This is a genomic window from Amycolatopsis decaplanina DSM 44594, assembly GCF_000342005.1.
Taxonomy (GTDB): Bacteria; Actinomycetota; Actinomycetes; order Mycobacteriales; family Pseudonocardiaceae; genus Amycolatopsis; species Amycolatopsis decaplanina.
This window is the reverse complement of record NZ_AOHO01000068.1, coordinates 141,788-166,654: the sequence shown is the minus strand read 5'-3', so window position 1 is coordinate 166,654 and position 24,867 is coordinate 141,788. Positions and strand designations below refer to the sequence as shown.

Annotated in this window: 24 protein-coding genes and 1 pseudogene; 11 read left to right on the top strand and 14 right to left on the bottom strand. The window is 69.7% G+C overall.

The annotated features are described in order from the left end of the window. Positions 1-163: 163 nt before the first annotated feature. The 6 genes from H074_RS26095 to H074_RS26070 form a co-directional block, all read right to left on the bottom strand. On the bottom strand, positions 164-622 hold the full coding sequence (locus H074_RS26095) for a hydrogenase maturation protease (RefSeq protein WP_007033071.1): 459 nt from the start codon (positions 620-622) through the stop codon (positions 164-166). Next, positions 619-1,842 carry a Ni/Fe hydrogenase subunit alpha gene (locus H074_RS26090; RefSeq protein ID WP_235096899.1) on the bottom strand — a complete coding sequence of 408 codons (1,224 nt, stop codon included), beginning with the start codon at positions 1,840-1,842 and terminating at the stop codon, positions 619-621. The genes H074_RS26095 and H074_RS26090 overlap by 4 nt, the downstream gene beginning before the upstream one ends. Positions 1,843-1,910: 68 nt before the next feature. Continuing rightward, on the bottom strand, positions 1,911-2,648 hold the full coding sequence (locus tag H074_RS26085) for an NADH-quinone oxidoreductase subunit B family protein (RefSeq protein WP_007033069.1): 738 nt from the start codon (positions 2,646-2,648) through the stop codon (positions 1,911-1,913). Beyond that, entirely contained in the window at positions 2,648-3,463 is an 816-nt protein-coding gene (locus tag H074_RS26080) for an FAD/NAD(P)-binding protein (RefSeq protein ID WP_007033068.1), read from the bottom strand. The genes H074_RS26085 and H074_RS26080 overlap by 1 nt, the downstream gene beginning before the upstream one ends. After that, positions 3,460-3,897 carry a Crp/Fnr family transcriptional regulator gene (locus H074_RS26075; RefSeq protein ID WP_007033067.1) on the bottom strand — a complete coding sequence of 146 codons (438 nt, stop codon included), beginning with the start codon at positions 3,895-3,897 and terminating at the stop codon, positions 3,460-3,462. Before H074_RS26075 ends, H074_RS26080 begins: the two co-directional genes overlap by 4 nt. Then, the gene (locus H074_RS26070) at positions 3,894-4,952 is read right to left on the bottom strand and encodes a 4Fe-4S dicluster domain-containing protein (RefSeq protein WP_007033066.1); all 1,059 of its coding nucleotides are present in this window, start codon (positions 4,950-4,952) and stop codon (positions 3,894-3,896) included. The genes H074_RS26075 and H074_RS26070 overlap by 4 nt, the downstream gene beginning before the upstream one ends. Positions 4,953-5,266: 314 nt before the next feature. Here H074_RS26070 and H074_RS26065 point away from each other — a divergent pair, with 314 nt between their 5' ends. Together H074_RS26065 and H074_RS26060 are read left to right on the top strand one after the other, a co-directional pair. After that, positions 5,267-6,169 (top strand): universal stress protein, encoded by a 903-nt coding sequence (locus tag H074_RS26065; RefSeq protein ID WP_007033065.1) that lies wholly within the window; start codon positions 5,267-5,269, stop codon positions 6,167-6,169. Next, positions 6,166-8,706: a cation-translocating P-type ATPase gene (locus tag H074_RS26060; protein WP_007033064.1), complete on the top strand. Its 2,541-nt coding sequence runs from the start codon at positions 6,166-6,168 to the stop codon at positions 8,704-8,706. The genes H074_RS26065 and H074_RS26060 overlap by 4 nt, the downstream gene beginning before the upstream one ends. A 24-nt stretch (positions 8,707-8,730) precedes the next feature. Here the strand turns inward: H074_RS26060 and H074_RS39520 are convergent. The 4 genes and pseudogenes from H074_RS39520 to H074_RS26045 all read right to left on the bottom strand — a co-directional run. Further along, positions 8,731-10,071 (bottom strand): annotated as a pseudogene (locus H074_RS39520) (wax ester/triacylglycerol synthase family O-acyltransferase); the annotation flags it as partial. 18 nt (positions 10,072-10,089) lie between these two features. Continuing rightward, positions 10,090-11,970 (bottom strand): ATP-dependent zinc metalloprotease FtsH, encoded by a 1,881-nt coding sequence (gene ftsH / locus H074_RS26055; RefSeq protein WP_007033062.1) that lies wholly within the window; start codon positions 11,968-11,970, stop codon positions 10,090-10,092. Between the two features lie 27 nt (positions 11,971-11,997). Continuing rightward, positions 11,998-12,234, bottom strand: coding sequence for an SHOCT domain-containing protein (locus H074_RS26050; RefSeq protein WP_007033061.1), 237 nt, complete (start codon positions 12,232-12,234; stop codon positions 11,998-12,000). Between the two features lie 16 nt (positions 12,235-12,250). After that, positions 12,251-13,270, bottom strand: a complete 1,020-nt coding sequence (locus H074_RS26045; protein WP_007033060.1) for an Acg family FMN-binding oxidoreductase — start codon at positions 13,268-13,270, stop codon at positions 12,251-12,253. 167 nt (positions 13,271-13,437) lie between these two features. On the opposite strand from H074_RS26045, the gene H074_RS26040 reads away from it, so the two are divergent. Both H074_RS26040 and H074_RS26035 read left to right on the top strand, forming a co-directional pair. Beyond that, positions 13,438-14,811, top strand: a complete 1,374-nt coding sequence (locus H074_RS26040; RefSeq protein ID WP_007033059.1) for a DUF4389 domain-containing protein — start codon at positions 13,438-13,440, stop codon at positions 14,809-14,811. A gap of 11 nt (positions 14,812-14,822) precedes the next feature. Further along, positions 14,823-15,347 carry a flavodoxin family protein gene (locus tag H074_RS26035; protein WP_007033058.1) on the top strand — a complete coding sequence of 175 codons (525 nt, stop codon included), beginning with the start codon at positions 14,823-14,825 and terminating at the stop codon, positions 15,345-15,347. A 39-nt stretch (positions 15,348-15,386) separates the two neighbouring features. Here the strand turns inward: H074_RS26035 and H074_RS26030 are convergent, their stop codons facing one another. Continuing rightward, positions 15,387-16,052: a CPBP family intramembrane glutamic endopeptidase gene (locus tag H074_RS26030; protein ID WP_007033057.1), complete on the bottom strand. Its 666-nt coding sequence runs from the start codon at positions 16,050-16,052 to the stop codon at positions 15,387-15,389. Between the two features lie 48 nt (positions 16,053-16,100). On the opposite strand from H074_RS26030, the gene H074_RS26025 reads away from it, so the two are divergent. The 3 genes from H074_RS26025 to H074_RS26015 are packed head-to-tail and all read left to right on the top strand — an operon-like array spanning position 16,101 to position 18,290. Further along, positions 16,101-17,234, top strand: coding sequence for an acyltransferase family protein (locus tag H074_RS26025; RefSeq protein WP_007033056.1), 1,134 nt, complete (start codon positions 16,101-16,103; stop codon positions 17,232-17,234). Further along, a complete protein-coding gene (locus H074_RS26020; RefSeq protein WP_007033055.1) occupies positions 17,231-17,986 on the top strand; it encodes a slipin family protein in 756 nt (251 codons plus the stop codon). Before H074_RS26025 ends, H074_RS26020 begins: the two co-directional genes overlap by 4 nt. A 37-nt stretch (positions 17,987-18,023) precedes the next feature. Continuing rightward, positions 18,024-18,290 carry a DUF1918 domain-containing protein gene (locus H074_RS26015; RefSeq protein WP_007033054.1) on the top strand — a complete coding sequence of 89 codons (267 nt, stop codon included), beginning with the start codon at positions 18,024-18,026 and terminating at the stop codon, positions 18,288-18,290. Positions 18,291-18,539: 249 nt separating this feature from the next. Here the strand turns inward: H074_RS26015 and H074_RS26010 are convergent, their stop codons facing one another. Both H074_RS26010 and H074_RS26005 read right to left on the bottom strand, forming a co-directional pair. After that, positions 18,540-18,812 carry a hypothetical protein gene (locus H074_RS26010; protein ID WP_007033053.1) on the bottom strand — a complete coding sequence of 91 codons (273 nt, stop codon included), beginning with the start codon at positions 18,810-18,812 and terminating at the stop codon, positions 18,540-18,542. Beyond that, positions 18,809-19,432: a hypothetical protein gene (locus tag H074_RS26005; RefSeq protein ID WP_007033052.1), complete on the bottom strand. Its 624-nt coding sequence runs from the start codon at positions 19,430-19,432 to the stop codon at positions 18,809-18,811. The genes H074_RS26010 and H074_RS26005 overlap by 4 nt, the downstream gene beginning before the upstream one ends. Before the next feature lie 177 nt (positions 19,433-19,609). On the opposite strand from H074_RS26005, the gene H074_RS26000 reads away from it, so the two are divergent. From H074_RS26000 to H074_RS25985, 4 genes are read left to right on the top strand one after another with little or no spacing between them, the layout of a single operon-like run. Then, positions 19,610-20,536, top strand: a complete 927-nt coding sequence (locus H074_RS26000; RefSeq protein ID WP_007033051.1) for a universal stress protein — start codon at positions 19,610-19,612, stop codon at positions 20,534-20,536. Next, entirely contained in the window at positions 20,533-20,718 is a 186-nt protein-coding gene (locus H074_RS41690) for a hypothetical protein (protein WP_007033050.1), read from the top strand. Before H074_RS26000 ends, H074_RS41690 begins: the two co-directional genes overlap by 4 nt. After that, positions 20,715-21,371 (top strand): CBS domain-containing protein, encoded by a 657-nt coding sequence (locus H074_RS25990; protein ID WP_007033049.1) that lies wholly within the window; start codon positions 20,715-20,717, stop codon positions 21,369-21,371. The genes H074_RS41690 and H074_RS25990 overlap by 4 nt, the downstream gene beginning before the upstream one ends. Then, entirely contained in the window at positions 21,368-23,629 is a 2,262-nt protein-coding gene (locus H074_RS25985; RefSeq protein ID WP_007033048.1) for a heavy metal translocating P-type ATPase, read from the top strand. The genes H074_RS25990 and H074_RS25985 overlap by 4 nt, the downstream gene beginning before the upstream one ends. On the opposite strand, the gene H074_RS25980 is transcribed toward H074_RS25985, so the two are convergent. Continuing rightward, complete coding sequence (locus H074_RS25980) at positions 23,619-24,791, bottom strand: site-2 protease family protein (RefSeq protein ID WP_007033047.1); 1,173 nt, start codon at positions 24,789-24,791, stop codon at positions 23,619-23,621. The genes H074_RS25985 and H074_RS25980 overlap by 11 nt on opposite strands. Positions 24,792-24,867: the final 76 nt, after the last annotated feature.

Genomic DNA, 24,867 nt, shown 5'->3' with positions numbered 1-24,867 from the left:
AGTGGTAAGGAAGGTTATTGAGGGGTAAGGCAAACGTGGCGTGGTGCCGGGGCGTGTCGCGAAAGCCACTTTCGCGACGTTGACGTTGGCGGTGGCGGGGCTCGTGAGTGGTAAGGACGGTTAGAACCGTCCTTACCACTCACGAGGCTTGCCACCACACCATTCAGGGGGACTGCCCCGGATTCCTGGCTTGTACTCGGCTGATCTCCGCGAGAACCGCTTCCGTGACCGCCGGGACCGCGGCGTTCACGGCGGGGGTCAAACCAGGCCCGAAACCGACGTCGGTCACGTCGACGGCGAAGATCACCAACCGGCTCGGAAGCCGCCCCAGTACCTCGGCGAGTTCCACGGCTTCGGGAATCCCGAAGCCGTGAGAACTGGCGATCGGGCCGTGCTGAGGCAAGGTGGTCCGGTGCCAGCGGCCGTCCACACCGGAGACACGCCGCACGGCGTCGACGATGATCACGAGTTCCGCGCCCTCCCAGGTCTCCATGAGCCGTACGGTGTCCCCGTCGCTGATCGTGGCCTGGACACCGTGCCGGGCGACCGCGCGAGCCACGGCCGGACCGACACCGTCGTCACGCCGGAACTCGTTGCCGACTCCGATCACCAGTACGTTCATCGGTCTTCCCGAGTGAAATCGAGAAAGTGCGAGGAGCACGAAATGCACGGATCGTGATTGCGGATCGCCCGCTCGCAGAGCGAAACCAGGGCATGATCGTCGAGATCCGCGTGCTGTTCGACCAGCCTCGCCACATCGTGTTCGATCGCCGGCTGGTTCTGCGAGGTGGGCGGCACGATGTCCGCGGTCACGATCCGGCCGTCCGCGCCGAGTTGATACCGGTGGTACAACAGGCCTCGCGGCGCTTCGGTGATTCCGTGCCCGATCGCCTCCCGAGGCTCCACGTCGATGAACGGGGCGCGCGGTCGCTCGTAGCCCTCGATGATGCGTAGGGCTTCCTCGACCGCATAGACGACTTCGACGGCACGGACCACGATACTGCGGAACGGATCACGGCACCGCGGGCCGAGGCCGGCTTCCGCGGCGGCGTTCGCGGCCAGCGCGGAAAGCCGGTCGGAGTTCAGGCTGTAGCGGGCGAGCGGGCCGGTCAGGTACATCCGCCCGTCCAGCCGGGCGTGCAGCGCCGTCGAATACTGGACCTGCTGTTCGGTGACGTGGGTCTTGAACTCGCTCGCGGTGAACCTGAGTCCTGTGTCGGCCACCGGTTCACCTCGATCCAGCGGATAGCCTTCGCTGTCCCGCAGGGCGAGAAGGTCGTAGGGCACCTCGACGCCGGGGAAATCGAATTCCGCCGCCCATCGCACTGTCGCGAGCGCGTCGTCCAGCGCGCGCTTCAGCGTCTCTGTGAGCGCGCGCAGCTCGGCGGGCTCGGGCACCCGGTAGAACCCGCCCACCCTGACGTTGACCGGATGGATCGCGCGCCCGCCGATCGCCGTCATGATCAGGTTGCCCGCCTTCTTCAGTGCGAGTCCGCGTTCCAGCAGTCCCCGGTGCTCGCCCGCCATCGCGATGGCATCGGGGAAACCGAGGAAGTCCGGCGCGTGCAGAAGATAGATGTGCAACGCGTGGCTGGAGATCCATTCCCCGCAGTACAACAGCCGCCGCAGTGCGCGAAGCTCGTCCCCGACCTCCACACCGCAGGCGTCTTCGACGGCCCGGCACGAGCTGAGCTGATAGGCGACCGGGCAGATCCCGCACACCCGGGCGGTGATGTCCGGTGGTTCGCGGAAATCACGGCCGCGAAGGAAGGCTTCGAAGAACCTCGGAGGTTCGTAGATGATCAGCTCGACGCTCTCGACCCGCCCGTCGACGCTTCGCACGCGCAAGGAGCCTTCACCCTCCACTCTGGCAAGGCCTTCCACCCGGAGCGTTCGGTTCGCTCGATGTGTCATGACCACTCCGCGGCGGCGTTGAAGGTGGCGAACACCATTTGGAGTTCGTCGTCGCCCATTCCGCTCCGGCGTAGCAACGGGAGCAGTGCGGGCACGTTGGGCTGTTTCATCGGCCCGAAGCAGCCATAGCAGCCGCGGTTCACGGCGGGGCACAGCGCCCCGCAGCCCGTGTGGGTGACCGGTCCGAGGCAAGGTGTCCCGTGCGCGACGAGCACGCAGGTGAGTCCCCGGCGTTTGCAGTCGGTACAGACGCTCGTCTCCGGCAGATCGGGCTCGCGACCCGCGGCCAGCGCGGTGACGACCTCGAGCAGTTGACCTTTGTCGATGGGGCAGCCGCGGAGCTCGTAGTCGACCTCGACGTGGTCCGCGATCGCCGTCGACGTGGCCAGGGTTTCGATGTATTCGGGGCGCGCGTACACCACCGAACGGAATTCTTCGACGTCCGCGAAATTCCGGAGCGCCTGTATGCCACCCGAGGTCGCGCACGCGCCGATCACGACGAGGACGGTGGATCGTTCGCGGATCCGCTGGATCCGCTCGGCTTCGGCCGGGGTGGTCACCGATCCCTCGACGAACGAAATGTCGTACGGGCCCGGTTCGGAAACGCTGGTCATTTCGGTGAAATGGGCGAAGCGCACCTGCCGGGCGAGTGGTAGCAGCTCGTCTTCGCAGTCGAGGAGAGTCAGCTGACAGCCGTCGCACGAGGTGAACTTCCATACCGCGATGGAAAGCATCACAACTCCTTCACCATGAGCAAGGGCTCGGCGACGTGATAGCCGACGACCGGCCCGGTCCGGCACAGCAGCAGCGGGCCGAGCTGGCAGTGGCCGCACGACCCGATACCGCATTGCATGTTCCGCTCCAGGGAGACCTCGATCCGTTCGGCGGGCACCCCGCGGTCGAGCAGGGTGCGGGCGCAGAACCGCATCATCGGCTCGGGCCCGCACAACAGCGCGGTGGTGCGGTCGGGATCGAGGGGATGAACGGCGAGCGGTTCGGTCACGAAGCCGACACGACCGGTCCAGTGCCCGGCGGCCCGGTCCACGGTGAGCACCACGTCGGCACCGTCTCTTGTGGACAATTCGTCGAGTTCGCGCCGATACGGCAGGTCCGCCGGTGTTCGTGCCCCCGCGATCAGGACCAGGCGGCGGTCAGGCGACCGGGCAACCGTGTTCCTGATGACGGGCCGCAGCGGCGCGAGGCCGATGCCGCCCGCCACGACCAGGAGATCTTCGCGGCCGTCGGCACGCCATGGTGTGCCGAACGGACCACGCACTCCCAGCACTGTGCCGGTGCGGGCGTCGTGCAGGGCGCCGCTCACCGCGCCGACCGCGCGGATCGTGTGCACCAGCGTGCCGTCGCCGGGGATCGCGCTGACGGAGATGGGGACTTCCCCGACCCCTGGCGCGTACAGCATCGCGAACTGGCCGGGCAGGAATCCTGGCAACGACCGTCCGTCCGGGGCCAAGGTCAGCGTCACCACATCGCCCGTTTCCCGGACACGGCGGGACACGCGGTAGGGCAGGGGAAGCCAGTCGCCGGGCTTCACGCCGGGTTCCGGTACAGATCGAGCAGCCGGAGTCTGGTGGCCTGCAACCGAGTCGCCAGTGCTTCGAGAAGGGCCCGGGAGAAATGGAAGCCCAGCGCGTCATCGGACTCGATCAGCGCGCGCAGGCGTTCGGCGTCGAGCACCAGTGCACGGGTCGGGGCGGCGGTTTCCGCGCCGAAGTGCCAGCGGTACGGCGGTATGAGCCACGACCACCCGAGCGGCTCGCCCGGCCCGACGCTCTGCAGCGGTACCGATCCGCGAGCGCCGAGATGAGCGTCCACGACGATGTGGCCGGAGATGACCAGCCAGCACCGATCCGCGTCCCCGCCTTCGTCGAACAGCCGTGCGCCGGTCTCGTAGTCCTCGATCCTGCCGATGGCGATCACCGAAGAGCGCTGGACGTCCGAAAGGCGGTCGAGGATCGGCGAGGTCATCGCACGACCCCGTCCGCGAGCGCGGCGGCTTCCTCGGTGATGTCGATCCCCGCCGGGCACCACGCGATGCAGCGCCCGCAGCCCACGCAGCCGGAGGTGCCGAACTGGTCGTGCCAGGTACCGAGTTTGTGACTCATCCACTGCCGGTAACGAGCCGCCCCGGAGGTGCGTACCGCGCCGCCGTGGAGCACGGAGAAGTCGATTTCGAAGCACGACGCCCAGCGTTGTGACCGCTGGGCTCCGCCGTCGAGGTCATTCGTGTCCTCTGTGGACACACAGAAGCAGGTGGGGCAGACCATGGTGCAGTTACCGCAGGTGAAACAGCGCCCGGCCACCTCGGCCCACCGTGGGTGCTCGCGATTGGCCGCGAGGAGGGCACGAAGATCGGTGTCCGGCATCGCCCTGCCCATCCGCCTCGCCGCCCCTTCGACATCGGACCGAGCCTGGGCGAAGTCGCGTTCGCTCGCGGGCCGCCCTGGGAGCCGGTCAAGAAGCTCCGCACCCGCGTGGGTTCCCGCGACGGCGAAGAATCGATGCCCTTCTTCGTCGATCCGTTCGGTGAGGGCGAGATCGTAGCCACCCGAGGCCGAGGGGCCGCATCCCATGGAAGCGCAGAAGCAGACGCCGCCGGGTTCGGTGCACTCGGCGGCGACCACGAAAGGCATCGGCCCGCCGACGATCTGGCGGAGCTTCCCGATCGCGGCCAGGTCGCACGGCCTGACGCCGACGAAGGCATGATCGACCGGGTCCTCACGCACCGGACGGAAACCGTCGGGACCGCTGGTGACCAGGGCGCGGCGCGGGGGATGAAGGAACCGCTTCCACGACTGCGGCCCGGCGGAATGACCGAATACCGCGGTGTCCTCTCGCCGGTGCACCCGATAGTGACCGGGGCCGGCGTCCACACCCCAGCCGGACGGGAGATCGGCGGCCGAGGTCAGTTCATCGAGGCAGATCGCTCCGTCTCGCAGCACCGGGCCGATCACCGTTCGTCCGCTCGTTCTCAGCGCACCGATCAGGGCGTCGAGCCCGGCGAGATCCAGTACGGCGTTCACCGCGGTCACCTTCCAGCAGATCCGGGGGAGTTGTTCGCAGACGAGACGTCGACGACGCGGTCCGGCGTCCCACCGGTCATCGAGCCTCCAGGGTCGAGTCTCGGTAATAATCAGCGAGACTCCGGTGCGCCTGCTAGGGCAGAACGTCCCCCGCTCGTCGTTCGAACGACCCGTGGCACCCGGACCGCCGGAAGATCTATTGTGGACAGTCTGGGCCGAAGGTCCCGTCCCCCGGTTACGAACGCCGCTGCCCTTGGCATCCGTCTGTTCCTAACGTGCGATGCAGTTGCCGAAATCAAATGGGGTGAGCTGCCATGCCGGAGAATCCGGGACAAGGGGTCGTCGTCGGTGTCGATGGTTCGGAGTCCGCGATCAAGGCCGTCCGCTGGGCGGCGGATCAGGCACGACGCCGCCACGCGGAACTCACGCTGGTGCACGCGATCGACGACGAGTCGCTGAGTCATCCGAGGCCGATGCCGACGCGGGAAGATCTCGCGGGGATGATCAGGATGCGCGGACATCGTCTCCTGCGGAAGGCGCGCGATGCCGCCAGGGAGGTCGCTCCGGACGTCCACGTCTCGCTGGTCTTGCGGCACGGGCGCCCGGTGCAGGCGCTGAAGGACGCGGCCGGGAACGCGGGTCTGCTGGTGCTGGGGACCGAAGGGTTGCGGCCGCTGGGCCGGGTGCTGGTGGGGTCGGTGTCCATCGCGCTGGCGGCCAAGGCGGCGTGTCCGGTCGCGCTGATCCGCCCGCACGTCGCGGAGGACGAGGTACCGCACGAGGGCCCGGTCGTCGTCGGTGTCGACGGGACCCGGGCGAGCGAAGCCGCCCTCGCGTTGGCCTTCGAAGAGGCGTCTTGGCGGCGGACCGGGTTGGTCGCCTTGCATTGCTGGGACGACGCGTTCCTCTCGGCGGTGTTCGAGGAGACGCACTGGAGCCTGGACCGGGCCGACATCGAGGAGCGCGAGCACGAGGTGCTCGCCGAGCGGCTCGCGGGCTGGAAGGAGAAGTATCCCGACGTGCGGGTCGACCGGGTGGTCGTGCGGGGGCGCCCGGCCGACGAACTGCTCAAGTACGCCGATCGGGCACAGCTGCTGGTCGTGGGCAGTCGCGGCCGCGGCGGTGTCGCCGGGATGCTGCTCGGCTCGACCAGCCAAGCGGTGATGTCCTACGCGCTGTGCCCGGTGATCGTGGCCCGCGAAGCAGAGGACCGGTGACCGGTTCCGCCGTGGCCCGGGAAACGGCGGGCCTCACGGCTGCCGAAGCGGCGATCGCGCTGCACAGGGACGGGCCGAACACCTTGCCCGCCGCGAAACAGCGGAATCCGTTGCTGACGCTGGCCGGTCAGATGGTCCACTTCTTCGCGCTGATGCTGTGGGCGGCGGCGGGTCTGGCGTTGCTCGCCGGGATGCCGGCGCTGTCGATCGCGATCGCCGTGGTCGTGGTGCTCAACGGGGCTTTCTCGTTCGCGCAGGAGTATCGCGCGGACCGGGCCGCGGAACGGTTGCGGGATCTGCTGCCGGTGCGCGCGACGGTGCGCCGGGACGGGCGTGCGGTCATCGTGGACGCGGCGGATCTGGTCGTGGGCGACGTGGTCCTGCTCGAGGCGGGGGACCGGGTGTGCGCCGACGGCGAACTCGTCGAACGCGGCTCGCTCTCGGTGGACGAGTCGATGCTGACCGGCGAGAGCAGGCCCGTGCGGCCGGAGGTGGGCGGATCCGTCTTCGCCGGGACTTATGTCACCGAAGGGCACGGCGTCGCGATCGTGACGGCCACGGGCGCCCGCTCCCGCCTCGCCGGGATCTCCGCGGTGACCGCGAACGCCGTGCGGCCGCGGAGTCCTCTGGCCGCACAGTTACACCGCGTGGTGCGCATCGTGGCGCTGATCGCGGTCGCGGTCGGCTGTGTGTTCTTCGCCGCCGCCCTCGGTCTCGGACGCGCGGGAACGGAAAGCTTCCTGTTCGCGATCGGCGTGACGGTCGCGCTCGTCCCGGAGGGGCTGCTGCCGACCGTGACCCTGTCGCTGGCGAGGGCGGCGCAGAAGATGGCGGGCCGCAAGGCCCTGGTGCGCAGGCTCGAATCCGTGGAGACGCTGGGGGCGACCACGTTCATCTGCACCGACAAGACCGGCACGCTGACCCGCAACGAGATGTCCGTCGTCCGGGTGTGGACCCCGTCCGGCACCGTCGAGGTCGACGGTGCGGGGTACCGGCCGGTCGGTGAGCTGACCGGCTCTCCGGCGGCGGTGCGGGCGGCGGCGGCGCTCGCGGATTCCGCGGCGCGGTGCTCGCCGGACGCGCACGCCGTCGAGGAGGCGAACGGGTGGCGGCCGGTGGGCGATCCGATGGAGGTGGCGCTGCACGTCCTCGCGGCACGAGCCGGAGCCGCCGCTGCTCCGCCGCCACGGGAACGGCGGCCGTTCGATCCGCATCGGCGCCGGTCGTCGGTCGCGGACGTCGACGGCCTCCACGTCTCGGGCGCACCGGACACCGTACTGCCACTCTGCGGGGAGGTTTCCGGTGCGGACGAAGCCATCGCCACGTTCAGCCGGGCGGGACTGCGGGTGCTCGCGGTGGCGCACCACGCCAAACCGTCCACAACCGAGGAGCAAGGCGGGCTGACGCTGCTCGGCCTCGTCGGGCTGGAGGATCCGCCCCGGCCCGACGTCGGTGCCGCGATCGCGTCCTGCCGTCGCGCCGGGATCCGGCTGGCGATGGTGACCGGCGACCATCCGGGGACGGCCGCGGCCATCGCCGCGGAAGTCGGGCTGCTCGGACCGGACCGGCTCGTGCTGGAAGGCAAGGACCTGCCCGCCGACGACGACGAGCTCGGCGGGCTGCTCGACGTCGACGGTGTGGTGGTCGCCAGGGTCGCCCCGGAGGAGAAGCTCCGGATCGCGAAGGTGCTCCAGTCCCGCGGGCACGTCGTGGCGATGACCGGTGACGGCGTCAACGACGGGCCGGCCTTGCGCACGGCCGACATCGGTGTCGCCATGGGCGCGTCGGGCAGTGACGTCGCCAGGGAGGCGGCCGACCTGGTCCTCCTCGACGATCATTTCGGCACCATCGTGGCCGCCGTGGAATTCGGGCGCGCGACCTTCGTGAACATCCGGCGCTTTCTCACCTATCACCTGACCGACAACGTCGCCGAGCTCACGCCGTTCGTCGTGTGGGCGCTCGCGGGCGGGCAGATCCCGCTGGCCATCAGCGTCCTTCAGGTACTGGCGCTCGACATCGGCACCGATCTCCTCCCGGCGGTCGCGCTCGGCGCGGAGCCGCCGAACCGGCGCACGATGGAGGGGCCGGCGAAGGGTGGCTCCCTGATCGACGGCAAGCTGGTACGCCGCGCCTTCGGAGTGCTCGGCCCGGCCGAGGCGCTGGCGTCCATGGCGGCGTTCTTGGTGGTGCTCCTCGGCGGTGGGTGGTGGTTCGGCGAGGTTCCGGGCACCGCGCTGCTCGCGACGGCGTCCGGCACCGCCTTCGCCGCGATCGTGTTCGGCCAGCTCGCGAACGCCTTCGCCTGCCGGAGCGAGTCACGCTGGATCGGCCGGATCGGGTTGCGGGGAAACCCGCTGCTGTTGTTCGCGATCGTCTTCGAACTCGCGATGCTGGCGGTGTTCCTCCTGATGCCGCCCCTGCCTGGGCTTCTCGGCGGTACCGTGCCGAGCCCGCTCGGCTGGGTGCTGGCCTTCGCCACCGTTCCGGTCGTGTTGCTCGCGGACACCGTCCACAAGGCCGTCCGCGCCCGGTCGTGACCGGCGCGCGATCCTCGCCAAGGCCAAGACGTCGGCTTCGATGGCCTTGGCGAGGAAACCGGCGTCCGGTGCGCTCGCGAAGTCCAGCGTGATCCCGAAGTTGAGCTTGTCGCGATAGGAGAGCACGGCCACGCCGGTCCGCAGGCGCAAGGCGACCGGGACGTAGGGGTAGAGGTCCTCCACCTCGCGTCCGAGCGAGGTCAGCGGTGTCCGCGGGCCGGGGACGTTCGTGACGACCGAGACCACGTTGTGCTGCGGAAGGCCGGCGGCGAGCCGGACGGCCCACGCGACCGGTGCGAACGGGGCGGATGCCGCGACGCCGGTCAAAGCGGCGCCGGCTTCCGCCTCCTTGCTCGCCTTCAACGCGGCCGAGCGCCGATGAACGGCGACCAGCCTTCCCGCGGGATCGGGAACGTCGACGGGGAGCAGGGGCAGCATCAGCGAGACCTCGTTGCCGACGGTGTCGTGGCCTCCGCGGACGGAGACCGGCACGAGCGCGCGCATCGCGTTCGGAACCGGCTCCTCGCCTCGCCGCAGCAAAAGGGCGCGGAACGCGCCCGTGACGGCCGCGAGTGCCACGTCGTTCACCGTGACCTCGAAAGCACGGCAGATGCCGTGCACGTCGTCGAGAGAGGTATGCGCCACCTCGTAGCGCCGGTCCGGGCCGACGGGGCCGGAGAGCGACGACCGCGCCGCGGGGATGAGCGCGGAGGTGAACGCCCTCAAACCCGAGAGGGCATCCGCGATCTCGCGCACCGCCCGTGAAGGTGAGAGCGCCAGCCGTACGACCGCGCGAAGCTGTCGGGCGGGAGTCAGCAGGAGCCGGCGCGCGGCGTCCTTGAGCAGGTCCACGGTGCCGAGGTCGGGTGCCGGTCCGGCCGTAGCGGTGCCCGCGGCCGCGTCTGTGAAGAGGACTTTCAGCAGCTCGTTACCGGTGACGCCGTCCGCGACGCAGTGATGCAGTTTCGACAGCACCGCCCAGCGACCGCCGGAAAGCCCCTCCATGACCCAGAACTCCCACAGCGGATGATCCCGGTCGAGGCGTTCCCCCATCAGCAGGGCGACCAGTTCGCACAGCTCTCGCTCCCCGCCAGGGGCCGGAACGGCGACCCGGTGGAAGTGCCGGGCCGCGTCGAACCGGTCGTCGTCGACCCACACCGGGGGCCCCAGATCGAGCGGCACACGGTGGATCTTCTGCCGGTGGCGGGGGATCAGTGGCAGCCGGACGGTGATCGACCGGACGAAGTCCGCGTGCGACGGCGGCGGCCCCTCGAGCACCGCCACCGACGCGAGGGAAAGAGAGGCGTTGGAGTCCCCGTCTTCCAGCTCCAGGAACGCCGCGTCGAGCGGGCTCAGATGGTCCATCGGTGCCTCCTGGAGCGTTCAGGACGCGAGATCGCCGGCTTCGGTTTCGTGCCGGAGCGCGTCGAGGACGACGCTCCCGTCCACGGTCTCTCGGCTCATCAATTCGGCGGTCAGGAGATCCAGCGCCTTCCGATGTCCGCGCAGGGTACTGACGGCTCGGTCCTCGGCCGCGCGCAGCAGTCGCGCGACCTCCTGGTCGATCACCTGCTGCGTTCTTTCGGAGAAACCGCCGTGCCTGCGCTCAGCCGGGTCCTCGGCGAGGAACCGGACGTGAGCGGCCGGATAGGCGACCGGACCGAGCGCCGTGGACAAGCCGAACTCGGTCACCATCTTCACCGCCAGCGCGGTGGCGCCGGCGAGGTCGTCGGCCGCGCCGGTGGATCCCTGGCGGAACACCACCAGTTCCGCGGCGCGTCCGCCCAGCCGGACGGTCAGCAGATCGGTGAGGTAGGCCTCGCTGTAAAGGTGCCGTTCGGCTTCGGGGAGTTGCTCGGTGGCGCCCAGGGCCATCCCCGCCGGGAGGATGGTGACCTTCGCGACCGGGTCGGCGTGCTCGCACAGCGCCGCGATCAGCGCGTGACCGGATTCGTGCACGGCCACGGAGTGCCGCTCTTCGGGCAGCAGGGCGTTGGAGGTTTCGCGGCGGCCGAGCAGGACCCGGTCGCGGGCGGAGTCCAGATCGGCCGCCGTGATGGTCGTCCGCCCGGCGCGGACGGCGTTGATGGCTCCCTCGTTGACGAGGTTCGCGAGGTCCGCGCCGGAGAAACCAGGGGTGCCCCGGGCGACCCGCCGCAGATCGACGTCGGGGCCGAGGTGCTTGCCGTTCACGTGGACGGCGAGGATGGCCGCGCGTTCGTCCTGGTTCGGCAGCGGCACGGTGACCTGCCGGTCGAACCGGCCGGGTCGGAGCAGCGCGTGGTCGAGGGATTCCGGCCGGTTGGTGGCGGCGAGCACGACGATCCCGCTGCTCTGATCGAAACCGTCCATCTCGGCCAGAAGCTGATTCAGGGTCTGTTCGCGTTCGTCGTGCCCGCCCGTGACGCCGACGCCCCGGCGGCTCCCGACGGCGTCGATCTCGTCGATGAAGATGATGGACGGCGCCCGGTTCCTCGCCTCGGTGAACAGATCACGGACCCGCGAGGCGCCGACGCCGACGAACATCTCCACGAACTCGGAACCGGTGACCGACAGGAACGGCACACTGGCTTCGCCCGCCACGGCGCGGGCGAGCAGTGTCTTCCCGGTTCCCGGCGGTCCGACCATGATGACGCCGCGCGGCCCTTTCGCGCCCGCGGCCGCGTAGCGATCCGGGTCGCGGAGGAAGTCGATGATCTCACTGACCTCCTGCTTGACCCCTTCGTACCCCGCGACGTCCGCGAACCGGGTGGTGGGCCGCTGTGCCTCGATGATCTTCGCCTTCGACAGGCCGAAACCGCCCCCTCCGGCGAGGGAGCGCTGCGCTCCTTTGCCGATCCACATCAGGAAGCCCACCAGAAGGAGCAACGGCACCAGACTGCCCAGCAGGGAGAGCACGGCCGACGTGCCCCCTTGCGCACCGGTGACCTGGACGCCCTTCTCCTTCAGTTTCGGCAGCAACTGGTCATCGGTGAGGGCGACGGGAAGCTGCGTTGTGAAGGCGGTTCCGTCACGGAGGTTTCCCTTGATCGCCCCTTTGTCGTCGACGGTGACCTTCTCCACCTGGCCCGCGTCTACTTTGGACAGAAGTTCCGTGTAGCCGAAGGAGGGTGTCTCGGCGGTCAGCAGGTGCGGGAGGAAGAACAGGAGCAGCATCACCAGGAAGACCGCGGGGACAACCCAGCGACGCCATCCGGAGGGTTCGGGCGGGCTCGTGGGTGGGATCGGGTCGGAGGGCGGGCCGGGTTTGGCCGTCCGTGACATCGCTTGTCCCTTCGTGCGCGGGCCCGGTCACCCGCGGAGCGCGGCACGCCGTGCTTCGAACTCGTCCTTGTCGATTTCCCCACGGGCGAAACGTTCGTTCAGGATCCTGACCGCGTCGTCGTGACCGGTCGAGGTCTTGGTGGTGCGGCGCAACACGATCACCGCGACGGTGATGAGGCCGCCGACCAGGATGAGCACGGTGATCAGCATGAGCAGCATGCCGATCCAGCCGCCGTCGCCGTCGGAGTAGTGCCAGTAAGGCATGATCGCCCCTTTCGATTCAGTGGCTCTGGTAGCGCGCTTCGCCGGTCACCGGTGTCCCGAGCGGCGCGAGCACCTCGCCGAGATTCCGGCGTGGGGTCGCGGGCAAGGGGTCGGCGTTGACCGGCGCCCAACCGGTCCGCAGCACCATCTGCGGGAAGGTGCCGCCGGTGACCAGGTCGCGCACCTTCGTCCTGGTGTCCGCCACTTCCAGCGGTTCGGTGAGCGGAGAGGTGGCCAGGCCGAGGCTGGTCGCGGCGAGCAGCACCGCGCTGGTGGCCTCGCCCGCACGAAGCCGCGACATGGTGTCGTCGGAAGCCGTGCTCAGCACGAGCAACACGGTCTCGTCCGCTTCGCCGGCCGAGCCTTCGGGCTGGTCCAGCCGGGGGTCGGCGAACGCACGCGCGGGCAGGGCGCCGGGCGTGTCGTCCCGCACGGGTGCGTTCGCCGAAGGGACGCCGTCGGGAGCGGTGTGCCTGCCGCTCCAGGCGGCGAGTTCGGTCCGGTAAGCGGGGTCCGTCGCGTGGACCTCGGCGGCTTCGGAGATGGCGCGGGCGAGGTGGTACCGGGCGGCGTCGAGTGCGGGTCGCAGAATCGTGCCTTCGTCGCCCGCGTGCCGGGCGAGGTTCTCGAGGTGCCCGGCGGGCACGGTCCAGGAGCTGTGCCTGCGCCGGTCGGTCCGGCGCCGGGGGATGGCGGCGGCGAGCGCGATGTCCTCCTGGGTGGGTTCGTGCCGGTGCAGTTCGAGGGAAGCGAGGTGGTCCGGCTCGGCCGGGTTGGGCAACCGGTGCACCTCGGTATGCCAGCCCAAGGCCGCGAAGCCGACCCGGATGTGGTGCAGGGCCGCACCGCAGCTCAGGATGAGGTCCCGGCCGTCGGGATCGGTCCCGCTCAGCTTCCGGGTCCGGTCCGCGTAGAGGTGGACGGTGCGATCCCCGACGCGCCATTGCCAGGGCTGGGAGTTGTGCACGGAGGGAGCGCGGCCGGCCAGGGCCACCGCGGATTCGACGGTGAAGTCGTCGGGAAGGCCGTGGTCCATCGGAAACCTGCCTCTGCTCAACGGGTGAAGGGGCCACGTTCCATGGTTCTCCGGACGAGGTGGACGGTGGAGGGCCGGAGGGCCCGGTTCACCGGGCCGTTCGATTCTGTTCCCCCGCGCGGCCGCGCAGGATCGTCGAAAGGTCCGCTCCCGGCAAGGAGGCGTCCATGAGTTCGGCAGTCCGCGTCGAGGCCTCGCTCGATCCCGATCTGTCCCGCTGGCTGTGGCTGGTGAAATGGTTGCTCGCGATCCCGCACTATCTCGTGCTCGCGGTGCTGTGGCTCGCGTTCGTCCCGCTGACGGTGGTGGCGTTCTTCGCCATCCTGTTCACCGGCCGGTATCCGCGGGCGATCTTCGAGTTCGACGTCGGGGTGCTCCGCTGGACGTGGCGAGTGCAGTACTACACCTACGCGGCGCTGGGCACCGACCAATATCCGCCGTTCACCCTCGCCGACGACCCCGGCTATCCCGCCCGGCTCGAGATCGACTATCCGGAGCGGTTGTCCCGCGGTCTCGTGCTGGTGAAATGGTGGCTGCTCGCGCTCCCGCACTACCTTCTCGTCGGTCTCTTCGCCGGGGGCGGGCTGTGGCTGTGGAACACCTCGGACGACGGCTTCCGGTGGGGAGCGGGCGGACTGATCGGGATCCTGGTGCTCATCGCCGCCGTCATCCTGCTGGTGCGGGGCGAATATCCCAAGCCGATCTTCGACTTCGTACTCGGATTGGATCGGTGGGTCATCCGGGTGGGCGCGTACGCCGCTCTCATGACGGACGATTACCCGCCGTTCCGGCTGGATCCGGGCGGCACCGAGCCGGGTCCGCCCGCCGAGGGACCCGCGGAACCGGAGCGGAACCGTCCGGCCGGTGCCGGGTGGACATCCGGCCGCATCGTGTCGGTCGTGGCCGGTGTGGTGTTGGTCGTCCTGTCGACCGGTCTGCTCACCGGAGGTGGAACCTTACTGTGGCTGGATCGAGCCGTCCGTGACGACGACGGGTATCTGACGGTGTCGGGAACTTATCGCACCGACACCTACGCCCTGGTGAGTGAACGTGTTCGCTTCGCCGCCGCCGACGGTGTACCCGCCACGCGTGCCCTCGGTGACGTCCGCGTGCGTGTGACCGACCTCGGAGCGGGTGACGTCTTCGTGGGTGTCGCACCGACTTCGGCGGCGGAGCGGTATCTGGCCGGGGCCGGTTATGCGACGGTCACGGATCTCTCTTCCGGCGAGCTGACCGTACATCCTTCTCCGGGGTCGCCGGTGCTCCCGTGGGAGGCGGGGATCTGGACGGTTTCCGCGGCGGGCACGGGAACGCAGACGATCAGCTGGCCGGACCAAGCCGGCGACTGGACCCTCGTGGTGATGAACACCGACGGCTCGGCCGGGGTGGACGTGCGAGCGGAGGCGGGCGCCACCTTTCCGATACTCGGCCCGCTGTCCTGGGTCCTGCTGCTCTCGGGCGCGCTGCTGCTCGCCGCCGGGGTGGCGCTGGCCGCGGTCGCGGTCACCCGTGTTTCGAAGGAGTTTTCGCCGAACCGGTAAGGAGAATCGTGATGCAGGTACTCGTGGTGTTCGAGTCGATGTTCGGCAACACCGAGATCGTCGCCAGGGCGATCGGCAAGGGCCTGGCCGGCTCCTGCGAGGTCGACGTCGTCAACGTCGACGACGCCCCTGCCCAGTGGGACGGTGTCGGCCTGCTCGTCGTCGGAGGTCCCACCCATGCCCACGGGATGGCCCGTCCCGCCACCCGCAAAAGCGCACGGCAGCAGGTCGAGGGCGGAGTCCGCTCGTCGACCGGGGTACGGGAATGGTTGAGCGCCTTGCCGGTGGCGTCACGCCGAGTCCCTGTCGCGGTCTTCGACACCAGGCTGCGCCGAGCTCGGTGGCTCACCGGTTCCGCCGCGGTCGGCGCACGGAAGCTGCTGCTGAAGCGCCGCGGTGTTCCGCTGGTGCCACCGGAGAGCTTCTTCGTGGACGCCGGCAAGAACGCCACGGTCCTGTGCGACGGCGAGCAGGAGCGTGCCGAGGCCTGGGGCACCATGCTCGCCGCGCGGCTTCTGGCGACGGCGGCCGGATGAGCCTCAGCCCGTCCTCATCTCAGCTCCGCCAACAGGCTTTCACGGGTGCGAGAGCACCCACCAGGCGATGAGGAGGCCGCCCGAATTGGTCGCGCAGTGCAGGAGGGCGGGCGCCAGGACACCCTTTCCCCAGTGCCGCCACCAATACAGGAAGATCCCGGCACCGGCCGCCGCGACCATCGCCAGCACGGAGATCACCGGGAGCGGGAGACCGCCGACAGTGGCGTTGACCGCGGTGTTGCGGACCAAGGCGAGCGAGGGCAGCAGATGCCACAGACCGAACAGGGTGGCGGCGCCGAGAACCGGCGCCCAGCGCCAGCGTTCGCCTGCGCCGAGCAGGGCCGGGAGAACCCCTCGGAAGGCGACTTCCTCGAGGAGAACGGTGCCGAGCGGAATGCGGAGCAGGGCGAGCCACAACAGTTGACCGATCGCCGGCGTCCCGACCCTGCCGTCCTCGAAGAACGTCCGGAGCGCGGGTACGGCCAGCGCCACCGCGAACACGAGCCCGACCAGCCCGGCGCCCGCGAGGCCGATGACGGCGGCGCGACCGGCGGTGCGCTTGCCGAGCCCGATCGCCGCGAGCCGGAGGCCGGAGAGCCTGGCGACGGCGATCAGCGCGGCCGCCGTCACGACACCGCACACGGGATACGCCCATCCGGGCAGGACGCGGTTCGCGAGCACCGTGGCGGCCGCGAGCAGCAGCACCGAGACGGTGACGGCCAGAATCCGGCGAGGGAGCCGTATGTCGACTGGTTGCGTTCGGTCAGCCTGATCGTCGTGGTGGTCTGGCACTGGGCGTTCACCATCCTGCGGTGGTCACCGGACGGGCCGATGCCCACGAGCCCGCTCGGGTTCTTCTCCGGTTTGTGGATCTTCACCTGGCTTCTGCAGGTGATGCCGATGTTCTTCTATGTCGGGGGATACGTGCACCTGGTGTCCTGGCGACGGGCGAGGGCACGAGGGGAGTCACCCGGCCGGTACGTCCGGCACCAGGTCAGGCGTCTCGTCGTGCCCGCCGGAGCGCTGGTGCTGAGCTGGACCGCGGTCGGCGTGACGGCGGCGTCGCTCTCCAATCTACGCTGGATTCGCGGTGCGGTGCTGTTGATCATCAGCCCGTTGTGGTTCCTCGCGGTGTACGTCGTCCTTTTGGCGCTGTTGCCGTTGAGCCTGTGGCTGCACCGGAAGTTCGACGTCGTGGTCTTGGTCTGGCTGGGTGGCGTCGCACTCGGCGCCGACGTGATGCGATTCCACTACGGCCTGGACGAGGCGGGCTGGGTGAACATGGTCGTCGTCTGGGGCCTTGCCCATCAGGCCGGTTTCTTCCACCGGCGGGTCGTCGAGGCACCGCGGCGGTGGGGGCACGCGTTGCTCTGGGCCGGTCTGTTCGGTCTCGCCGGCTTGGTGTTCTCGGGGCTGTACCCGGGATCGATGGTCGGCGTTCCGGGTGATCGGTTGTCGAACATGGGGCCGCCGACATTCGCGATCGTCGCGCTGCTGACGTTCCAGGTCGGGTTCGCCGAGGTGACCCGCCCGTTCTTCGAACGACGGCTCGCAAGGCCGCGCTGGCGCCGGTTCATCGGTCTGCTCGACCACTACGCGCTGCCGTTGTTCCTCTTCCACACCACCGGGATGGCACTGGCGAAGGCCTGCGTCTACTTCCTCTTCGGGAACGGCGTTTCCGATGACCGGCTTCCGGACGTGACCTGGTGGCTGCAACGGCCGATCGCGGTGCTCGGTCCGTTGCTGTGCACCCTCCCGTTCCTGCTGCTCTTCGGACGGCGGACCCGGGGCGCACGACGTCGGGACCTTCGGCCCTCCACGGCCGATGGCGCGAGGAGGACGGTGAACGACGTGATCGACGGACAACCGAGAGGAAGTGCGGCATGAGCAATCTCGGCGTCGCGATCGTGCGGCAGTACGAACGGGGCGTGGTGTTCCGGTTCGGCAGGCTACGACCGGTCCGCGAGCCCGGGATCCGCTTCATGATCCCGTTCGCCGACAAGATGCGGAAGGTCAGCCTGCGCACGGTGACCATGCCCATCCAGTCCCAGCAGGTGATCACGAAGGACAACGTGTCGATCGGCGTGGCCGCGGTCGCCTACTTCCGCCGGGTGGACCCGGTGCGGTCGATCGTCGCCATCGAGAACGTGCAGGCGGCGATCAGCCAGATCGCGCAGACGACGGTGCGGAACGTCGTCGGGCGGTCGCCTCTGGACCGGGTGCTCTCGGAGACCGAGACGCTGAACGAGTCGATCAAGGAGATCCTCGACGTCACGACCGAACGCTGGGGAGTGCTGGTCGAGGTGGTCGAACTGAAAGACATCGAGCTGCCCCAGTCGATGCAGCGGGCGATGGCGCGGGAGGCCGAAGCGGAACGGGAGAAGCGCGGCAAGATCATCGCCGCGGAGGGAGAGGCGTTGTCCGCGGACAAACTCGCCGAGGCGGCGGATGTCATCGCCGCCCACCCGGTCGCGTTGCAATTGCGTAGTCTGCAGGTCCTTTCCGAGATCGCCATCGAACGTAATTCGACGATCGTGTTCCCCGCACAGTTGATGGACAGTTTCCGTGCGTTGAACTCCTTTGTCGGCAGGGAAAGCGCGGAGAAGCGCGAAGAATCCCTGTTCGGCGCGACCGGATGAAAGGCCGCGCCGGGCGGCGGGGCGGAAAGGTGGAATCATGCGTGCGAAGCGAGGAGACTGGCTCGTCATCAAGGGACCGGCCGTCGGGAAACCGGACCAGCGTGGGTTGATCATCGAGGTCCGCTCCCCGGACGGAGCGCCGCCTTATGTCGTGCGCTGGCCACACGACGACCATGTGTCCACGGTCTTTCCCGGCCCCGACGCCGTGATCGTCACCGAGGCGGAGCAGAACGCCGCGGACGACGCGGAGCGCGCCCGGCTCGCGGCCGTGCGGGAGGCCATCGTCACGCGGCACCGGTCGTGACCAGTGACCGAGCCTCGTGAGTCACTCAGAGTGATGGGTGTGTGGAAACAGGGACATTCACTGTCCCTGTTTCCACACACCCCCTCACGTCTCCGCAGGTCTGGCCTGCGTGACCGGACCGATCGCGCGGGACTGTGTGGATTTCGGGACGTCCAACGTCCCGAAATCCACACAGTCGATATTCTCGGCCTGGTGTAGCGCAGCGTCACTGAACCGACCTCGACACGAAGCCACCTTTGCCCCACCCCTCTACAGAAAAGCGCCTCGTTCGCCGAGCACGATCTCGCCTGGATCGGGGAAGTGCCCGTGCCTGCGGAGCCCGTGCCTGCGGAGCACTTCGGGAAGGCCTCTCGCGTGGACGAGCGTCCGGACCAACGGCGAACGCACGTCCGCGGATCGAAGTTCGCCGATCGCCCGGTACACCGTGGTGGCCGGAGCGTCGACTCGCGAGGTCTCCGTGAGAACGAAGGCCGGACGGGGCGCGAAGACGTCGGGCAGAGCGGAGTCGTGACCGGTACTCACTTTCCCTCCGGGTTCGCGTTCTCGGCATCCCGGGCGATCGTCCGCAGCGTCGCGGTGTGAATGGCCTTGATGAACGGCGAGGCCACCGCCCAGTACAGCCGGAACCGGGCCAGGCTCGCGGAGTCCGTCAGCGTGACCCGGATGTCGTAAGACAGGAGAGAGCGCTGTTCGCCGTATCCGCGGACGGACAGCGACAGGACGATCTTCCCGTAACCCGGTTCGCGGAACTCGGCGAACTCGCCGGGCTCGACCCGTCGCCACTCGATCACCGGTTGCCAGAACCTGCCCGCGACCCCGGCGACCAGTTCGAAGCCGGGCCGTTCACCGAGGACGACCCAGTCCGAATCCGTCGTCATGTCATCGAACGTGAGCCGGGTGGGCACCGACGGGCCGTGACCGCGACGGAATCGCTCGGGCAGGCCGCGTACCCAGCCCGCGGCGCGAACGAGCGGGCCGCCCACCTCCATGAAGTCGAATCCGCGTACCGCGGCGTAGGTGGTGGCCGTGTCGGCATCCACCACCCGGTGCCGAAGCACGGAAAAGGCAGGCTCCGGTGCGAATCGGTCGGCCAGCAGTTCCGCGGTGGCCGTCGATGGCGGGTGCGTTCCGCTGTCGGGCATCACGAGGTCTCCTCTCCGGAAAGGCCAAGGGTTCTCCCGGACTCGACCGCGGCGTCAGGGCCGAACGTCCCGCGCCGGGCGGGCCAACGACCCCGCACACCGGGGCGCCGGGCACTCACCTGCCCGCCGTGACGGAGGCAGGCTTGGTAGCAGTGCTCCGTGGGAGGCGGTCGAGAGATGGAAGAACGGTGCTACGGCGGCCGGTCGAATCCGGTGGTGGCCGGGATCGACGGTTCGCGGTCCGCGGTGGAAGCGGCGCGCTGGGCAGCGGCGGATGCCTGTCGTCGTGGACTTTCGTTGCGGCTCGTGCACGCGTACGAATCGGCCGGACGTGATTACCCTGCCCTGGAGGTCACCGCGGCGGAGGTTCGTGAAGCCATGCGGGAGACCGGGATCCGGCGCCTGGAAGCCGCCGGGAAGAGCGCCGCGGAGGCCGTGCCCGGGCTGGACATCACCACGGAAGTCGTGGAGGGCGACCCGAGGGTGGTGCTCGTCGAGGAATCGCGCCGGGCCGCTCTCCTGGTACTCGGTTCCCGCGGGCTCGGAAGTGCCGGCAAGTTTCTGCTCGGTTCGACGGGACTCGCGCTGGCGGCCCACGGACGGTGCCCGCTCGTGATCGTCCGGGACGGCGACACGCGTCCTGGTCCGATACTCGTCGGTGTCGACGGCTGGCCCGCTTCCGCCGCCGCCGTGCGGTTCGCTTTCCAGGAGGCGGCGGAGCTGGGAACCTCGGTGACCGCGCTCAGGACGTGGAGCGAACTGGGCCCGATTCGGCCAGGGGTGCGGCGTTTCGACGGCTCGGGAGTCCTCCACGACGCCGAGCGACGTGCTTTGGCCGTCGAGGTGTCTTCGGTGGCACGCGAGTATCCGGACGTTCCCTTCGGATGTCTTGTGGTCCGGGGACGAGCGGGCACGGCACTGCGGGAATACGGCGAACGGGCGGGCTTGATCGTGGTCGGAACCCGTGGCCGAGGCGCTCTCGCCGGGCTGTTGTCCGGTTCGGTGAGTCGAAGCCTGGCCGGCCGGGCACCGTGCCCGGTCGCCGTCGTCCGTGCGGGCACCGGGCTTCGGAATCCGCACTCCAAGGAAGGAAACAGAACATGAACGACGTCGAGAACGCGCGCGCGGCCAAGGAGGCACGGGACGCGATCGCCACCGGATCGGGTCCGTCCCGATCTTCGGCCGAGTTGGCGGAGGCGGCGATGAGGAAATACTTCGCCGCGGATTCCTATCGCGCGCGGAAGCGTGCGGAATCATCCGAAGAGGACGAAGAGCATCCGTCATGACCGGAGTGGCCGTCCGTGACGTCATGACCCGGGACGTCTGCTCGGTGCGGAGGAGCACACCGATCGCGGACATCGTGCGAATCCTCGCCGGCCGGGGAATCAGCGCCGTCCCCGTCGTGGACGACGATCGCGATGTCGTCGGTGTCGTCTCCGAAGCCGATCTGCTGCTCAAACAGGTGGAGGCGATGACCGGGGCGCAGCCGAGGATGCCGGGTATCCGGTCCAGAACGGACGGACGCACGGCGGAGCACGTGATGAGCGCCCCCGCGATCACCGTCGAAGACGGCGTTCCACTGGTCGAGGCGGCCCGGCTGATGGTGGGGCACCGGGTCAAACGACTGCCGGTGGTCGACCGCCTCGGCAAACTGACCGGGATCGTCAGCCGCGCAGACCTGGTGCACGCCTTCGTCCGGACGGACACCGAGATCCGGGACGAGGTCACGCGGGATATCTCCGAACTGGTCCGGCGCCCGTCGCGGGGTGATGTCCGGGTCGACGTGGAAGACGGCATCGTGACCTTGCGGGGTGAAGTCGAACGGCGTAGCCAGGCCGTCCTGTTGCACGCGCTGGTGCGCCGGATCGCCGGCGTCGTCGATGTCGTCGACCGGGTCCGCTTCGGGTGGGACGACGAAGCGAACAGGCCGACCGGATGACGACGCCGCGATGGCTACCGTCTGTCGAAGTCCTTCTGCTGATCGGGGTGCTGACGTTGCTCGCCGCGGGCGGGATCGCCCGCGGCGTGGGCCCGGTGCCCGCGGCGGTGTTGTGGGCGGGCGCCACCGCGGTGATGTTCGTACCGGCGACGCTCTGGGTGCTCGCCGACCTGCGGGCGGGCAGATGGGGAGCGGACGTGCTCGCGGTGCTCGCGCTGGGCGGCACCGTCGCTGTCGGCGAGTACCTCGCCGGGGCGATCATCGCGGCGATGGTCGCGACCGGCCGGGTGCTCGAAGCGGCCGCGCGACGTCGCGCCGGACGCGACCTCTCCGCGCTGCTGGCCCGGGCGCCGACCTCGGCCCATGTGCGCCGAGGCGACCTCGTCGAGACGGTTTCGGCCGCTTCCGTGCTTCCGGGCGACGTGGTCGTGGTCCTGCCCGGTGAAGTCGTTCCGGTGGACGGGATGGTCCGTGGTGAAGGGACGTTCGACGAGTCAGCCTTGACCGGGGAAGCGGAGCCTGTCGGCCACACGGGTGACGCGGTTCGCAGTGGTGTCGTCAACGCGGGGGCCGTCGTCGAGCTGCTGGCCTCCGCGACCGCCGACGCCAGCACCTACGCCGGAGTCGTCCGGCTCGCCGAGCAGGCCGCTTCGGCCACCGCACCGATCGCGCGACTGGCGGATCGGGTGGCGGTCTGGTTCCTTCCGACGGCACTCGTCATCGCCGCCCTGGCGTGGGCGTTCACCGCGGACCCGGTGCGGGCGGTCGCGGTACTCGTCACCGCCACGCCCTGTCCGCTGCTGCTCGCCGTACCGGTCGCGGTGACCGGCGGCATGTCCCGGATGGCGCGGTCCGGGGTGGTCGTCAAGGACGGCGCCGCGCTGGAGCTGCTCGGCCGGGTCCGCACCCTCGCGATGGACAAGACCGGCACGGTGACGGCGGGGCGCCCGGAGATCACCGCCGTGGTCTGCGCCCCGGAGGACTCGGCGGAGCGCGTTCTCGGGCTCGCCGCGGCGGTCGAGGAGTTCTCGCCGCATGTGCTCGCCGAATGCGTTCTGCGGGCGGCGAGGTCCGCCGGAGTCCCACTGCCGCGGGCCGAGGCGGTGTCCGAGACGCCGGGGCGCGGACCCGAGGGGATGGTGAACGGCAAGAAGATCCGCGTGGGCAGGCGGTCGGATGGCGAGCTTCCCGGCTGGGCGCGTGGAGTGGAACGGCGAGGGAGGCTCGATCTGGCCTCCGTGATCTGGGTCGAAGAGGACGAGAAGCCGGTCGCCGCGCTGCTGGTGAGAGACGGGCTCCGTCCGGACGCGGCCCGGACGCTCCGACGGCTGCGCTCGGCGGGTTTGACGCGGATCGTCCTGCTCACCGGCGATCGTGTCGGCAACGCGGAGGAGGTGGCGGCGATGCTCGGTCTCGACGACCTGCACGCCGAATGCACCCCGGGCGACAAGATCTCGTTCGTGCGCGGAGAAAACGAAAACACGGTCACCGCCATGGTCGGGGACGGAGTCAACGACGCTCCCGCCCTCGCGGCCGCGTCGGTCGGCGTCGCGCTGGGTTCTCGCGGTTCGACGGCCGCCGTCCAAGCCGCCGACGCGGTCATCCTCGACGACCGCATCGACCGGCTGGCCGACGCCGTGGAGATCGCCCGGCGCGCCAGACGGCTCGCGGTGCAGAGCGCCGGGATCGGCACCGGACTGTCCGTGCTCGCCATGCTCGCCGCGGCGGGCGGGTGGCTCGCACCGGTGCTGGGGGCTTTGGTCCAGGAGGGTATCGATGTCGCCGTCATCGTGAATTCACTCCGGGCCGTGGTCTCTCCGAGATCCTCCCGCCGACGCGCACCGGTGGGATTGGTCCGGCGATTCGCCGGCGAGCACGAAACCCTGCTGCCGGTCCGTTCCGCGGTTCGCCTGGCCGCCGACGCACTGGCGGAGGGTGTGGGACAGGACGCCGACGACGCCGTCCGGCAGGCCAGCCGCTTGCTCACCGAGCGGCTTCTGCCGCATGAACGGGCCGAGGAGGAGCAGCTGTATCCGGCGCTGTCCGAGGTGCTGGGAGATCCTGACAGCACGATCACGATGAGCCGGGAGCACACCGAGATCGAGCGGCTGGCCCGGCGGCTGCGCAGACATCTCGACGAGGCGCCGGACGGCATCCGAGCGGACCAGGTCGACGATCTCAGGGCGACTCTCTACGGCCTCGACGCGATCCTCACGCTCCACTTCGCGCAAGAGGAAGAGGCCTACTTCACGCTTTGAGAGAAGACGGGGTCCGACCGTCGGTGGTCCGCGGGCGGTGGCCCAGCGCGGCCAATTCGAAGGCCCTTGCCAGGTCGTCGGATCCGACCACACCTGCGAGCCGGCCGGCCCGGGTGACCAGGAGGAGATCGCGGCCGGGCCGGGGGAAGCCGCGCTCCATCAGCGCGGTCACCTGCGCGTCGACGCCGACTACCGTGACGGCCCGATCCTTCCGTGCGACGTCGGCGACCCTGGTCGCGCGCCGGGCGCCGGCGGGCACCTTGATCAGATCGCCGAAGCTGACGATGCCGACAGGAACCCCGTCGAACGACAGCACCGGGAAAACACGCTCGTGACCCGCGCCCGCGGCGTATTCGGCGAAGGCGTCCACCGTCCACCAGCCGGGCGCGGTCACCGGTGACGAGTTCATGATGTCGCCCACCCGCACCCCGCCGAGCCGTTCGCGCAACGGACCGGCGGTGAACTCGGCCTGTGCCGAGAAGATCAGGAACCAGCCGAGCAGGACGAGCCAAAGACCGGTGAACTGCCCCAGGAAGAACAGCTGCGCGAAACCCGCCATGGCCAGGGCGGCTCCCAGTACCTGACCGGATCTGTCGGCGATGGCGCCTGCCCTGGCGCGGTCTCCCCGCCGCCACCAGATGACCGCCCTCAGGATCCTGCCGCCGTCCAGCGGCGCACCCGGCAGCAGGTTGAACACCGCGAGCAGGAGATTGCTGGCTCCGAGCCAAGCCAGGCCGCTGACCGGCAACGGCGGCAGAGCGCCGGCCGCCAGAGCGGCGGCACCGAGCCCGGCGCCCCCGATCAGCAGACTGGTGATCGGGCCCGCCACCGCGATCCGCAGATCGGCTTTCGGCGTCGGTGGTTCGCCCTCGAGCTCCGCCGCGCCACCGAGCATCCACAGCGTGATCCGCCTGACCCCCACATCGTGGCGCCGCGCGACGGCGGCGTGGGAAAGCTCGTGGAGAAGAAGCGAAACGAGGAAGCCCACCGCGGTGAGCCCACCGGTGACCCAGTACCACGCGGTGTTCGCGCCGGGAGCGGCCCGGGGCAGGACGGCCGACGCCAGGAGATCGGTGATCAGCAGGAGCACGAGGAGCACCGACCAGTGGGCTCGTACGGAGACCCCGGCCCACCGGCCGAGCGGGATGGCAGTGCGGAACATCGGGTCTCCTTCCCCGGCGTCACCGACCGGTGTTTCGTGGAATGGACCCGCTCAACGGTTCTCGGGACGCGGGCGG